Origin of the sequence: Suilimivivens sp., from assembly GCF_037359455.1 — a bacterium.
In the GTDB taxonomy this organism is placed as follows: domain Bacteria; phylum Bacillota; class Clostridia; order Lachnospirales; family Lachnospiraceae; genus Suilimivivens; species Suilimivivens aceti.
Genome location: NZ_JAXXXI010000042.1, coordinates 81,949 through 94,904, shown reverse-complemented (window position 1 = coordinate 94,904; position 12,956 = coordinate 81,949). Strand labels below are relative to the sequence as shown.

General features: G+C 44.0%; 14 protein-coding genes. 7 read left to right on the top strand and 7 right to left on the bottom strand.

The genetic code is table 11. From position 1 onward, the window contains the following. Window positions 1-190 precede the first annotated feature (190 nt). Complete coding sequence (locus WJQ40_RS08480) at window positions 191-2,368, top strand: clostripain-related cysteine peptidase (RefSeq protein ID WP_337539284.1); 2,178 nt, start codon at window positions 191-193, stop codon at window positions 2,366-2,368. 155 nt (window positions 2,369-2,523) lie between these two features. Next, on the top strand, window positions 2,524-3,225 hold the full coding sequence (locus tag WJQ40_RS08475; protein WP_118798364.1) for a hypothetical protein: 702 nt from the start codon (window positions 2,524-2,526) through the stop codon (window positions 3,223-3,225). A 114-nt stretch (window positions 3,226-3,339) separates the two neighbouring features. On the opposite strand, the gene WJQ40_RS08470 is transcribed toward WJQ40_RS08475, so the two are convergent. From WJQ40_RS08470 to WJQ40_RS08460, 3 genes are all read right to left on the bottom strand, one after another. Beyond that, window positions 3,340-4,047 carry a LytTR family DNA-binding domain-containing protein gene (locus WJQ40_RS08470; protein WP_337539282.1) on the bottom strand — a complete coding sequence of 236 codons (708 nt, stop codon included), beginning with the start codon at window positions 4,045-4,047 and terminating at the stop codon, window positions 3,340-3,342. 103 nt (window positions 4,048-4,150) lie between these two features. Then, window positions 4,151-4,534: a hypothetical protein gene (locus WJQ40_RS08465; RefSeq protein WP_337405949.1), complete on the bottom strand. Its 384-nt coding sequence runs from the start codon at window positions 4,532-4,534 to the stop codon at window positions 4,151-4,153. A gap of 137 nt (window positions 4,535-4,671) precedes the next feature. Continuing rightward, the gene (locus tag WJQ40_RS08460) at window positions 4,672-6,537 is read right to left on the bottom strand and encodes a sugar-binding domain-containing protein (protein ID WP_337539280.1); all 1,866 of its coding nucleotides are present in this window, start codon (window positions 6,535-6,537) and stop codon (window positions 4,672-4,674) included. A gap of 414 nt (window positions 6,538-6,951) precedes the next feature. On the opposite strand from WJQ40_RS08460, the gene WJQ40_RS08455 reads away from it, so the two are divergent. Next, window positions 6,952-7,647, top strand: coding sequence for a polysaccharide deacetylase family protein (locus tag WJQ40_RS08455; RefSeq protein WP_337539278.1), 696 nt, complete (start codon window positions 6,952-6,954; stop codon window positions 7,645-7,647). On the opposite strand, the gene WJQ40_RS08450 is transcribed toward WJQ40_RS08455, so the two are convergent. The 3 genes from WJQ40_RS08450 to WJQ40_RS08440 all read right to left on the bottom strand — a co-directional run bounded on the left by WJQ40_RS08450 (window position 7,632) and on the right by WJQ40_RS08440 (window position 11,090). Continuing rightward, complete coding sequence (locus tag WJQ40_RS08450) at window positions 7,632-9,029, bottom strand: recombinase family protein (RefSeq protein WP_337539275.1); 1,398 nt, start codon at window positions 9,027-9,029, stop codon at window positions 7,632-7,634. The genes WJQ40_RS08455 and WJQ40_RS08450 overlap by 16 nt on opposite strands. A gap of 192 nt (window positions 9,030-9,221) precedes the next feature. Next, window positions 9,222-10,103, bottom strand: a complete 882-nt coding sequence (locus WJQ40_RS08445) for a Bro-N domain-containing protein (protein WP_337539271.1) — start codon at window positions 10,101-10,103, stop codon at window positions 9,222-9,224. 345 nt (window positions 10,104-10,448) lie between these two features. Then, a complete protein-coding gene (locus WJQ40_RS08440; protein ID WP_337539269.1) occupies window positions 10,449-11,090 on the bottom strand; it encodes an XRE family transcriptional regulator in 642 nt (213 codons plus the stop codon). Between the two features lie 137 nt (window positions 11,091-11,227). Between WJQ40_RS08440 and WJQ40_RS08435 the strand changes: the two genes are divergently transcribed. Then, complete coding sequence (locus WJQ40_RS08435) at window positions 11,228-11,431, top strand: DUF739 family protein (RefSeq protein ID WP_337539266.1); 204 nt, start codon at window positions 11,228-11,230, stop codon at window positions 11,429-11,431. 178 nt (window positions 11,432-11,609) lie between these two features. On the opposite strand, the gene WJQ40_RS08430 is transcribed toward WJQ40_RS08435, so the two are convergent. Continuing rightward, the gene (locus WJQ40_RS08430) at window positions 11,610-11,975 is read right to left on the bottom strand and encodes a hypothetical protein (RefSeq protein ID WP_337539264.1); all 366 of its coding nucleotides are present in this window, start codon (window positions 11,973-11,975) and stop codon (window positions 11,610-11,612) included. A gap of 167 nt (window positions 11,976-12,142) precedes the next feature. Between WJQ40_RS08430 and WJQ40_RS08425 the strand changes: the two genes are divergently transcribed. The 3 genes from WJQ40_RS08425 to WJQ40_RS08415 are packed head-to-tail and all read left to right on the top strand — an operon-like array spanning window position 12,143 to window position 12,912. Further along, on the top strand, window positions 12,143-12,283 hold the full coding sequence (locus WJQ40_RS08425) for a hypothetical protein (RefSeq protein WP_337539262.1): 141 nt from the start codon (window positions 12,143-12,145) through the stop codon (window positions 12,281-12,283). 40 nt (window positions 12,284-12,323) lie between these two features. Next, entirely contained in the window at window positions 12,324-12,587 is a 264-nt protein-coding gene (locus tag WJQ40_RS08420; RefSeq protein WP_337539259.1) for a hypothetical protein, read from the top strand. Between the two features lies 1 nt (window position 12,588). Then, complete coding sequence (locus tag WJQ40_RS08415) at window positions 12,589-12,912, top strand: hypothetical protein (protein WP_337539257.1); 324 nt, start codon at window positions 12,589-12,591, stop codon at window positions 12,910-12,912. Window positions 12,913-12,956 lie beyond the last annotated feature (44 nt).

Below are 12,956 nucleotides of genomic sequence, written 5' to 3'. Positions count from 1 at the left end.
AAGAACAGAGAGAAGACCTGATGGTGAAAGCTGTCAGGTCTTTTTGCGTCATAGCAGGCAATCTGGCAGTTTCAGATACAATCTGGCATTTTTTCTTGTATCATACAGCGTATGTCATGTATAGTCTGTAATATGGAGTTATACTGAACTTTGCAGAATGACAGGAAAAGAAGGGGATTACAGAAAAGGGATGAAGGTAAACAAAGGAGCTTGGAAAAGAAGAATAAGTATTCCGGGGCTTTTGGCATTGCTGTGCCTTTTGACAGGAATGCTCAGTGGCTGTGGTTTTATTGAGTGGCTTCTGGAGGATGAGGAAGACTTCTATGAGGGAGAACAGGAAACAGAAGGAGCAGATGGAACAGAAGACAGCGGGAGCACTGTCAGTCTGTCAGAGAGGGGAACTGTCATATCCCAGGAAAACGGGAAGCTTGTGATCGATAGAAGATCAAGAGATCAGGAAATTCCCATGGGAGAGGATGGCTGGACGATCTTTGTGTATCTTTGCGGAAGTGATCTTGAGTCTGACGGAGGAGCAGCCAGTGATGATATTGAGGAAGCACTGGCTGCATATCCGTCACAGCAGATCCGGGTAGTTTATCAGACGGGAGGCTCCAGTTACTGGTACCAGGATATTTCGGATGATAGGCTGGAACGGTTTGTGCTGGAAAATGGAGAGCTGCAAAAGGTAGATGAAAGACCGAATGCCAATATGGGAGATGCAGGGACACTGTCAGAGTTTCTGATATGGGGTGTACAGCATTACCCGGCTGAAAGGATGGGAGTGATTCTGTGGGATCATGGAAGCGGCAGCATTAATGGTGTGTGCTTTGATGAACAGTATGAATATGATAGTCTGAGCATTGCTGAAATGGCGGCTGCCTTTGACCGGGTCTATGACAGTATGACAGACCGTTTTGAATTTATCGGCTTTGACGCCTGCCTGATGAGTACGCTGGAAGTGGCTAATCAGCTGGTACCGTATGCACGTTATCTCTATGCATCTGAAGAGTATGAGCCTGGAACGGGATGGGACTATACAGGAATGCTGGATTATCTGGCTGAAAATCCGGCTGCGGACGGAAAGGCACTGGGAAAGCAGATCTGTGAGGATTATTATGTCCACTGCCGGGAGGCAGATGCACAGCAAATGGCAACCTTTTCTGTAACGGAGCTGTCTGGGATCGATGATCTGGTGCAGGCATGTAATCAGGCTTTTCAGGTGGTATATGAACAGGATGACCTGGGAGATGCGGCAAGAAAGATCCTTGGGGCAGATAATTTTGGAGGAAATACGAGGGCAGAGGGTTATACCAATATGGTTGATCTTGGTATGATGCTGGATAATTTGTCTGATTATGGAGAGGAAATAGAAAGAGCAAGGGAAAAGCTGGAAGAGTGTGTGGTCTATAATGTGAATGGGCGGCTGCATAAGCAGGCTGGAGGACTTTCTGTTTATTATCCGATCTCTGTCCAGGGATCGGAAGAGCTTCAGACATTTGCGCAGCTGTGTCCGTGCAATTATTATTATGCACTGGTGGATAAGGTGGCTTACGGTGCCGGAACGGGAAGTGCACAGGATTATGACAACAGCTCCCTTTTACAGGATATTGCGGATCTGGCAGAGCTGTTTGGAATTTCGGCAGCCGGTATTTCCAATCCTACGACAAATATAGGGGAATTTGCTTCTGTGGACGAAAGTGAACTGGGGATCGCAGATATCTATTTTGACTGCAATGGAAATTATGTTGTGGAATTTGAGGATATGGATGAGCTGGCCTATGCCTGCTGCAGTGTTTTTGTGAATGATGGAGAGGATGGGATCTTTTATGTGGGGTCTACAGAAGAGATTTATTATGATTACGAAAACAATCTGATCAGGGATGATTTCGATGGACTCTGGCTGACAGCAGATGGAGTTATGCTGCCGCTTGAGCTGGCAGAGAGTACGGATACCTGCAGCATTTATGCCTGTGAGATCATGCTGAACGGGGAATACGACACAGCACTCAGGATAGAATATGACTGGGAGTATGGAGAGTGGTCGGTGATCGGGATATGGGACGGTATCGATCCGGAAACCGGGGCAGCCTCACGTGAGGTTTACGAACTGGAGGATGGCGATGTGTTCGAGCCGGTTTATTACTGGACGTCTCTGGATGATGATACAGAAGAGTGGTATCTTGGAGATGCCTGTACAGTAGACGGGGAGGTAGAGCTGACGTATGATTATCTGCCGGCAGGGTATTATTTTTACAGCTTTGAGCTTCATGATATTTATGGAAATGTGTACTATACACCTTATATCACGCAGGAAATAGATGAGGAAGGGAATATATGGTTCTATCCGGAGGATATGGAAGATACGTGACCACAGGATATAAAACGAATTTACGTAAAAAGAAAACCGATTATTTACAATTTGGCAGTTTGCGCTACAAATTGGCAGTCAGGGGTTGTAAAATCGCCTGGAATTTCATATAATCTCATCTGTGTGAAAGATAAACATATGTAAAGGAGAAAAAAATGAAAAAGAAAATTTTAGCAGTAGTATTAGCAGGTGTAATGGCGATGTCCATGCTTACAGCATGTGGAGGCTCTGCAGAAACCGCAGAAACCACAGAAACCGCAGACGTAGAAACAACAGAGGACGCAGCATCCGATGAGGCATGCTCTGATGAAACCTTTGCAACACTTCAGGATAATTATGCTGTCATGGTTGATGCTTACAATCAGGTGAAGGATCTGTATGAAAGCGATGAGATCGCTGGTGATGCTGAGATCGAAGATCTGATGAACCAGGCTGCAGATGTGATCAATGAAATGGGAGAGATTTCCCAGGATACTATTACAGAGGCAGATGCTGAAACCTTAAATGGTGCAATGATGGACATCCTTGATGGACTTTCAGGTATCGTTGATGCCATGGAAGTAAACGGAGATGGAGAGAGCACAGCTGATGAGGCATGCTCTGATGAAACCTTTGCAGCGCTTCAGGACAACTATGCAACACTGACCGATGTTTACAATACGGTTTACGATGCTTATATGTCCGATGAGATCGAGCAGAATGACGAGATCGAGAATGCACTTGCTCAGACTGCAGACATAATGAATGAGATGGGAGAGATTTCCCAGGATGCGATTACAGAGCTGGATGCTGAGACATTAAACGACACCATGCTTACATTACTTGATGTACTGGATGCCGTTGTAGATGCTATGTAAAAATCAGGAAGCTGTCTGCTTTCGGTGAAAGCAAAGTGATCTATATCAGAAAAGGAGAGAACTGCCCGTGAGGTGGCTCTCTCCTTTTTTGAAAAAATATAAGCAATCCGCAGGTCAGCCCAGGGGCTCCCGGAGATTTTGGCAGATTGCCTTGCGCAGCCTTGACGGGATCAGGATCACCGTGGAATCGGTCATGGTGATCTCAGATTCTGTAAAGGATGAAATATAAAGCCGGTTGACCAGATAGCTGTGGCCGACTCTGATAAAGTCAGGATTATCTGCAAAATCCGTACAGACCTCCGAAAGTACTCTGGTGAACGAAAGCACCTCGGAGGGAGTATGCAGAAGGGTCACATGTCTGCCTGTTTCAAAAAAAAGAATATCCTTCAGGGGAATCTGCACTTTACTGCCCTTGGACAGAAAGGTATAGGTTTTGGAAGCATCCTTCAGAATACCGGAGCAGCGTTTCATGGCATTTAGAAAGTCTGTGCCGTCATAGGGCTTCTGCAGATAGTACAGGGCGTCTACGTTATAGCTGTCCATGGCGTGGCAGGTGGAGCTGGTGGTAAAAATAATGCCGCCGGTAAAACCATTTTCACGGAGCGTGACGGCAGTCTGCATGCCATCACTGTCCGGCATATAAATATCCAGAAAGAGCAGGACAGGCTTTTCTACGGCAGCTGCAAAGGCTGTAAGAAGATCCCTGCCGGAAGTAAAAGACTGGATGGTTACTTCTGTGCTGAGGTGGGAGATTGCCCTGGACAGATAATGGGAAAGCCGCATCAGATCAGCCTGGGAATCATCGCAAATATAAATAATCATAAATTTATCCTTGTAAGTATATAATTAAGAAAATAACAGGGTAACTTAAAATGGTTAACCCTGTTATTATAGCATAAAAAAATATGAATAATTATATATGTTTTTACAAATTCATGGCAAGAATGATATCGGCAGTATTCTGAGCAAGCTCCATGCACTTCTTCTTGGCACTGCCAAAAGCACCGGAAAGACCGGTCAGACCATCTGTCAGCTTTTCAAGAGCCATATTGGCGACCATCTTATCAATGCCGGCTGGCTGGACACTTCTCTGAACGTAAAAGAGGCCTTTATTTCCAATAATCTGCACCTGATTATTCCTGTCAATCTGAGGAAATGCGATCACATAGGTCAGACCATCCTTGACAAGAGCAGGCTTGCCGGCATCAAAGGGTGTATCCTTGATTTTTTCAAAAAATTCTTCCAGTGAGTAAGGGGACGAGGTGCTGATCTTGATCGTCCTGACCCCCAGTATTTCTCCAATTCCCATAGCTTCTCCATTCCGGATGTGAAAATCCTATTACATTGTCTGAAAATATTATACAGAGTATGCCGGAGAAAATCAGGAAAAGTGCCAAAATGTCAGGAAAAATGCCAAAATGTATGCGGATGCCCATTATGCCGGTATCATAATTCCTGTTCAGAAGCTGCAGGAACGGGAACCTTGATCACCTTTCTGTCATAGGTCATAAGACCGTTGACCTCTTCTTCCACGTCCGATACCTGTGTATATACTGCGCCGGAAAGTCCTTTTTTCTTCAGGGGAAGGAGAGAATCCTGTATGAGCCTGCTGTAAGCCTCCTGAAATTGTGGCAGAGTGTCATAGTGTTTATAGCCAAAGATCCGGTCAACACTGGTGTGCCCTTTGATCTGACAGGCAAGACCACCATATTCAGACAGGAATCTGGCTCTTCCAGCCGGGCAGGCGCAGGCTTTGAGGTGCTTTCCGGAAAAGTGCTCTGCCGGGATTGACAGCTTGCGGAAATAATTATGGACACTGACAAAATCCCCACATCCCTGATCAAACCAGCCACTGGCAGAGTCGATCAGCCTCGTGGGATCCAGCTGCCTTATCATGTCTGTGATACGGACGGCATCAAATTGTCCCCAGCCTTCGTTAAAAGGGCAGTAAATAGCAATGGAAGGGAAAAATTTCAGGTAAGCAACAGTGTCCCTGCATTCCTGCTCGAAACGGTTCCGGTGTGTCTCATCCTTCCGGGAAAACAGAGAATAATTGTGATCACGGATCTGATTGCACAGGGTCTGGGAAACGGTAGGAAGGTAGCTTACAAGGGGCATGGAATAAGAGCCGCCCCCATTAACCATATCCTGACAGACGATCATGCCAAGACGGTCACAGTGGTAATACCAGCGTGCCATTTCTACCTTGATATGCTTACGCAGCATGTTGTATCCCAGAGACTTCATTACTTTGATATCATAGATCAGTGCTTCATCGGAGGGAGCTGTATACAGACTCTCCGGCCAGTAGCCCTGATCCAGGGCGCCCATCAGGAAGCAGGGTGTATGATTCAGGCAGAAAACAGGGATATCTCCAGGCACTTTTGATTCAATGGAATAAAGACGCATGGCGAAATAGCTGGAAACCTGATCCCTGCCGCAGGAAAGCCGGGCATCATAGAGGAAGGGATCCTCTGGTGTCCAGGGATGAAAGTCTTCCTCGGAAATGGAGAAGACGGCAGTATATGTGGACAGGGCAGCCTTCTGTCTGGATAATTCTGTGGACAGCAGCTCCCTGTTACCGGCAGTGACCCTGATAAATGGTGCCTGCGAGGGAGCAGAACCGGCAATCACAGCAGTTACAGTAACGGTCTTATTGTCATAGGAGGGCAGGAAGTACAGCTCTTTAATATAGATGCCCGGAACCTGCTCCAGCCATACGCTTTGCCAGATACCGCTCTGGGCTGTGTAGAAGATGCCGCCCCTTTCAAGACTCTGTTTTCCGCGGGACTGCTGTGTTCTGTTCGTATCGTCCCGTACACGGACGGACAGATGATTTTCCCCATCAAGCAGAAAGTCTGTGATATCTGCGGTAAAGGGGAGATATCCGCCGGTATGGTGGAGCACCTGCTTATGGTTCAGCACAATATCAGCTTCGTAGTCAACAGCACCAAAATGGAGGAGAAGCCTGTATCCGGAAGGAAGGTGGCAGAAGTCCTCCGGGAGAAGCCTGTGATAGTAGAGATATTCACCGGGCTGCAGATTCCGTCTGACTCCGGAGAGGGAGCATTCCGGGGAAAAGGGAACAAGGATCTGCCCGTCAAAGGAGGTGGGCAGCATCCTGTCACCGGTAATAGCATAGTCCCAGAGACCGTTCAGGCTGAAATAGGAATCACGGACAAGCTGGGGACGGGGATATTCCTGCCAGGGCTTTTCTCTGTCCATGGTTTCAGAAAATACTGTGGAAAGCGGTGCAAGAACATCATCGGTGTGAGGCTTGATGATACTGCGGATTGCATCGGAAATATTCATAAAGTCATCCATCCTTTCCCTGCACAGCACCCCAAAAGGCGGGCAGGCATCTGCTGATTAAAATGGTCTACTTACAGTATATGACAAATAGATAAAAGAAACAAAAAAATCTTCCGCTGCCACGGAAGATTTTTGAGAAAGAGATAGACAAACAAACCCTTATTTCCGGATATTTTCTTCATAAAAAGCCCAGATCATACCAACAGCCATAATGATAATTGCAATAATGGAATATGCATCAATATTCATAATAAAACCTCCTGCTCATGGTCTTACCATAACAGGTCAGGACAGCGGTTACAAGAAAATGGGGCGTTCCTTAACAGAAGCTTTACGGTAAAGTAAAGTGATAGGACAAAGCCATGCTGACATACACTGGAATAACAGGAGTAGCAGGGATAATGGGGATTTGGTATGACGGATTATCAGAAAAAACTGGAGGAGAAAAAGCAGAAGCTGATCCGGATGGCAAAGTATGGGGTTCTTGTACTGACAGTGCTTGCCACAGTCCGGGGAATTGTGATAAATGCCAGACAAAGCTTTTTCACAAGCAGTACGGTGGACGGGAGGGAGCTTCCCATTTACTGTGTGGAAACGAAGGAGCCTGAGATTGCCCTGACCTTTGACGCTGCCTGGGGAAATGAGGATACAGCCAGAATACTGGAAATTTTAAAAAAGCATCAGGTACATGTGACGTTTTTCATGACAGGGGGATGGGTGGAAAGCTATCCGGATGATGTAAAGGCGATTCTGGCTGACGGGCATGATCTTGGAAACCACAGTGAAAATCATAAGAATATGAGCCAGCTTTCTGATGAGGAAAAGAAACAGGAGCTGATGACAGTCCATGAGAAGGTGCGGACACTGACCGGTTATGAGATGTTCCTGTTCCGGCCACCCTACGGGGACTATGATAATGCCGTGGTGAAAACGGCTAAGGAATGTGGATATTATACGATACAATGGGATGTGGATTCCCTTGACTGGAAGGATTATGGCGTGGATTCAATCCTGAAGACAGTAACAGAGCATAAGCACCTGGGAAACGGATCGGTCATTCTGTGTCACAATGGAGCCCGTGAGTTAGTATACTTTCAGACAAAGAAATGAACATCCGTAATCATGCCCCGTTCCGGGGAACAGTCCATGCTGCGGATAATACTCCGCCAAAAGGCTCTCTTATTTTCATTGTCAAGGTTCTGATAAACAGAGCGCCAGTCACCGGACAGAACGGAGTGGATCTTGTCATAGGATTTCTGAACAGCCGGCTGAGATTCTGCTTTGCTTTCGTTCTTGCTGATGATATCTGAAAGGCGCATATATTCAGAGTCATATCTTTCTTCGTCAATACGCCCCTTCTGGTACATATTATTCAATCTATCCAGTTCCTTCCTGTATTTATTCAGGTCTACAAGAACAGTTTTGTGTGTTTTGTCATTGATCCGTTCCTGGCTGATCTCTTTTTCTTCCAGTAGCCTTGAAATATTCTGTAACAGATATTCCTCTGCAACTCGTTCATTAATCACCCTGCTGTAACTGCAGATCTTATTCGAATAATGGTTTACACAGCGGTAATAAGAATAAATGGTTCCGTTTGGTCTTGTGCGCCTTGCTGATGCAAGACGACGGCCACACAGGGGGCATTTCATTAAGCCGGTAAACAGGAATGCATCACGCTTTGAATGAGACTGGTGTACTTTTATATTTCGCTGATTAATCTCCTGAATCTTTCTATACTGCTCCTTAGTAATATAAGCAGGGCAGTAATGGTCATTGCCACGGTAAGAGCCATAATACCATGTGTTGCTGCAGATCGTGTGTATGACATTCATGGTTATGGTAGGACCGTACTTTTCATTGATATATTTCACAGTGCCACACTTACTCTGATGCAGTAGATAATAGTCGAATATTTCAGATATAAGCTGCTCAGTTTCAGGATCCTTAATAATGGATTTAATTTCATTGACAAGCTCAACCTTATATCCCAGAGGAACAGAAGCATTGCCAAAGATCGCCTTCCCCTGGCGGACGGAGGCTTCATTTACGAATTTAATACGTTCACTGGTGGTATCCGTTTCATTCTGGTTAATAGAAAGCATGATATTGACATTCAGCCGGCCTTCCCGTGTCTCAAGGTTCATACTGGGTTCTGCAGCGGCTACCCATTTGCAGTTATGTGCATCCAGTATGTCCTGTACTTTATAAAAGTCTGCTACATTACGGAACCATCTGTCCATTTTCCAAAACAGAATAATGTCCACATTGTCACAGCGTACCTCCTCCAGTAATGCCTTGATGGCTTTCCGGCGTTTTAATTCCTTTCTTGCAGTTTTACCCTCATCAGCAAAGTGGCCGACCACCTTCCAGCCATGCTTTACGGCATAGTCGGTAAGGAATGCCAGCTGCGCTTCCAGACTCTTTCCATGCATGACCTGTTCTGCAGATGATACTCTGATATAAATGGCACAGCGCAGTACTTTGTTCTCCATCGTTATTCCCTCCATTAAATCATACGGATAGAAGGGCATAAAAATGCCCGGTGCTTGTATTTTCACCGGGAAAATGATACAATTTCACTTGCGGGGTGATTGTATCGGTTTCCCCGATATGGTTCCTGATCTGCTCCGGTACGCCAATACCGGGGCAGATTTTTTATATAGTACGGATGTTTACAAAATATATTATTCTAGTCCACGCAGATCTTTCGCATTTTTAGATGTCACAACGGATATTCCAGTTTGCTTTTCAAGATCTTCTCGAGCAGCTCTTGCAACAGCACCGCCCTTTTTGGCAATTTCTCTGCTTTGTTTTAACCCTTTTGGATTTTGGGCTTTTGAAATTTCGGTAGCTGAAGCCTCGGCAAGCATATTAAGAACTAATTCCATGTTAGACATATTATCACGGAGATTTTCCTTTTTTAAATCTTTATGCTTTTTATATTGTGCAACGGTCATATTTGCCCATGCTTCTGTAAGGTCATTTGTAAGGATGCCATATTCCTTGCCTTCAATTCCGGATCTGTTCCATTCGTCTGTAAGATCTTTTCTTATTTCTATAGATTTTAAGCGCTGATTGATCCAAGAATCCGAATATCCCTGTTTCTTGTAAAATAGAAGGGCACGATCTATTGCTTGTTCGGGGTCCATCATTTCATTCATGCGATCATTGCCAATACTAGCCAGCCACAATTTGAACGGTTCAGCTTTGGGCGATGGAATAGACTGAATAATACGAAGCAGTTGCTCTGTATTGGCAACATCTGTTAATCTCATTTTTCCATCGGCAGCCTGCATTTTCAACTGTACACAATTTGTGTACGTTTCATTTCCCTCTTGATTTAACCTTGATTTAAGCATATTCCAATAATTTCTTGGATTTGAGCTATCGGTTAATATTGCAATGACATCAACAATAGAAAAGAACCATTCTTCTTCATCTTCATTCCAAGCTGTTCGGACACGCTTATCTTCAAATAGCTTTATAGTAGTGCTGATATCTTTTTCCTTGTTTTTAACCCTTTTTTTGAGTGCATCTAACTGTTCCTTAAATTCTTTTTCGGTCATTGGCATTCCTTTCGTATACAAAATACTATTTATCTGTTCTTTTCAACAACACGGCGCATAGATTTTGTCTGCTTTTAGGTTCTGGTATTGGCGTACTGGGGCAGATTTTTTTTATTGTAGACTTTGCATAGTAGTCAGATTATGTTAAAATTAAATAGGATTTAATACATTTTATTTGAACAGCGCTGTGATGTTACATAAGGTATCCATTATAGCAAGAAGAAATAAAATATCTTCTTTAGAGGGTTTATATTTCCTTGGCATCCCTCCCTTTCGTAGATTTCTGACTACTATGCGAAATCTGCAATGATCCTCCGGTGCTACCAACGCCGGAGGATTATGTATCTAAAACTTTCCTCTAAGCTCTACAACCTTCCCAACTATTTTAACCGGCTTTTCTTCGATTTCTTTATTAGAGTACGGCATTGGCGGGTATTTCGAGTTCAATGAGATCAGGCTGATGCCACCGGCATATTTCATAAGCCTTTTGCAAGTAGCATCATCACCATTCACCATAGCAATAACGATATCACCGCTTTCAGCATCTTCCTGCTTTCGTACAATGACAACGTCTCCTTCATACATTCTTGGCTCCATGCTGTCACCGTGTATTTGCAATCCGAAGAATTCACCTGTCTTTGCCATTTCCTCCGGTATTTCTTCCGTATCTATAATATCTGTTATGGCTTCAACCGGGATCCCGGCAGCAACACGGCCAAGTACATTAATAGATACTCCTTTGTGAATAGTTGGAGTGGTGGCAGGAGTGGTTTTCATTGGGACATCGAATCCCATAAGCCATAAAGGGTTAACATCTAAAATAGGAGCCATTTTTCCACTACTTATATTTGATGGTTTATGGGAGCCATTAACATATTGGCTTATAGATGCTTTAGCCACTCCGCTTCGGTTAGCTAGTTCCTGTGCAGGCATATTGGCATTATTTATAGCGAGTTGTAGTCTTTTTGCTGTTAATTCATGTTTCATAATGCACCTCCGCTTCTAGGATTATGGTAACACAACACTGTTTAACAGTCAAACAAAAAGTTTAACAAAATTTAACTTTTTATATTGACAGCATAGTTAAACAGTGTTAAACTTTGAAGGGTAAGGAGGTGAGCGAGTTGTATAAGTATAAAAGACTAAGAGGGAGGATAATAGAAAAGTTTGGAACCCTGAGTAGATTTGCCAAAGCAATAGGTATCTCTGAAACTGCTTTATCAAAAAAGATGCAGTGTAAAACAGGTATTTCACAATCAGACATTTGTTTGTGGTCAAAGCTCTTAGATATTAAGCCGGAAGAATATGGATCATATTTTTTTGCCTAGAAAGTTAAACTTGGTTAAACTTTGAAAATGCCAATGTATGGAGATAAGGCTGACAAGCTACTGGAGTAGAAAGGAGGAAACATTGGAAGATAGAAGTCTGACGATAGAAGAAACGCTTCAAAGTATAGATGATACCTTGAAGCGCATAGAAGATTTTCTTCATAATGGCCGGTCAATTTCAGTCAGTTACAGATCCGGCAATCGTAACGCCGATAATTTGGTCAAAAAAGATGTTAATAAAGCTGAAATTTAATGTATTGTTGCCAGATTTTATTTGTACATCTTTTAGTGACAAGAAACCGTCGTTTCCATCGAGAGGAGTTTTAGAATCAATATTATTCTGCTGCTTGTAATTGCAAGCTATATCAGTTGAAATCTGATCTAAAAACTTCACGGGCTCAGAATTTGTTTCATCATCATGACTTACAAAGGTACCAATAATTAAGCCAACGGATGTAAGTAACACAAGACGATTATTTTTTAATGAGTCCATTGTGGTAGAAACACCAAAACAGGTGATTAACTCTTTTTTTAGAGAGTTCATATCGGCATACCTCCTTTCTTTATTACTCGGCATGACGGTGCCTGTAATTAAATTATAGGAGAAACGGATGAAAATTACAATGAGACAGTAAAGAAACTACTGGGAAAGGATGGAGTAGGAAAGTAGTACAAGCGATCTTACATAGGTTATAGAAGAAAGGAGTGCTTATGGATATAGATAAGGAAGCCTTTACCAACAAAGTATACGACCTGTTGATAACGCTGTTTGCACAGCAGGAGGGAGTTGAGATTGAATATCATCTCATCGACAAGAAGGATAAGAAAAAAGGAACAGAAGAGCCGGCATAAGCTGGCGCAGGAGGACAAGCATGAAAGGAGGAGAAACAGAATGTTGAGACATGTGCTTGACGGGATCGCCACTGTTGGAGTGATCCTCGGAGTTGCCGGTATTGCCGGCGTAATCGAATTTGGGACAAGCCCGGTACCCTGTATGATCGCAATCTCCATTGGGATAGGAGCAGGGATGCTGAGCAGCAGATTAAGAGAAAGGAGGGAACTTTGTGAAACGGATATTTCCCTTGATTCTGACAGTAGTGCTAATCGCAGGATCCGCACTCAACGTAAAAGCAGCAAACCTAGAAGAGCCGTTTAAGATGTACACTACGGCTTACTGCCAGGGAACCACTACCTATTCGGGTGTACCGGTCAGAGCCGGGATCTGTGCTGTAAAGAAGGAATGGATTGGAAAATGTGCCATTGTTTATAAATGCGAGCCGGATGGCAGCATTGGTGATTTCCTTGGTTACTGGGAATGCCTTGATACAGGATTTGGCGGTGACGCTGATGAAGATGGTGTTGGAAGCATTGAAGCAGGGAAAGTGATCGATATGTACTTTCCGACCTTGGAAGAGTGCAGGGACTGGATGAAACTGACAGACGGCAAGGTGTATGTGCAGCTGATCGATGCGGAGGGATGAAAGATGGCTACCAATAAACAGAATAATAGCCCCGTTACTTTGGC

Bases quoted from the DNA above. Each gene is read 5' to 3' on its own strand.
- WJQ40_RS08480 (WP_337539284.1), top strand. From the start codon at position 191: ATGAAGGTAAACAAAGGAGCTTGGAAAAGAAGAATAAGTATTCCGGGG.
- WJQ40_RS08475 (WP_118798364.1), top strand. From the start codon at position 2,524: ATGAAAAAGAAAATTTTAGCAGTAGTATTAGCAGGTGTAATGGCGATG.
- WJQ40_RS08470 (WP_337539282.1), bottom strand. From the start codon at position 4,047: ATGATTATTTATATTTGCGATGATTCCCAGGCTGATCTGATGCGGCTT.
- WJQ40_RS08465 (WP_337405949.1), bottom strand. From the start codon at position 4,534: ATGGGAATTGGAGAAATACTGGGGGTCAGGACGATCAAGATCAGCACC.
- WJQ40_RS08460 (WP_337539280.1), bottom strand. From the start codon at position 6,537: ATGAATATTTCCGATGCAATCCGCAGTATCATCAAGCCTCACACCGAT.
- WJQ40_RS08455 (WP_337539278.1), top strand. From the start codon at position 6,952: ATGACGGATTATCAGAAAAAACTGGAGGAGAAAAAGCAGAAGCTGATC.
- WJQ40_RS08450 (WP_337539275.1), bottom strand. From the start codon at position 9,029: ATGGAGAACAAAGTACTGCGCTGTGCCATTTATATCAGAGTATCATCT.
- WJQ40_RS08445 (WP_337539271.1), bottom strand. From the start codon at position 10,103: ATGACCGAAAAAGAATTTAAGGAACAGTTAGATGCACTCAAAAAAAGG.
- WJQ40_RS08440 (WP_337539269.1), bottom strand. From the start codon at position 11,090: ATGAAACATGAATTAACAGCAAAAAGACTACAACTCGCTATAAATAAT.
- WJQ40_RS08430 (WP_337539264.1), bottom strand. From the start codon at position 11,975: ATGAACTCTCTAAAAAAAGAGTTAATCACCTGTTTTGGTGTTTCTACC.
- WJQ40_RS08425 (WP_337539262.1), top strand. From the start codon at position 12,143: ATGGATATAGATAAGGAAGCCTTTACCAACAAAGTATACGACCTGTTG.
- WJQ40_RS08420 (WP_337539259.1), top strand. From the start codon at position 12,324: ATGTTGAGACATGTGCTTGACGGGATCGCCACTGTTGGAGTGATCCTC.
- WJQ40_RS08415 (WP_337539257.1), top strand. From the start codon at position 12,589: ATGTACACTACGGCTTACTGCCAGGGAACCACTACCTATTCGGGTGTA.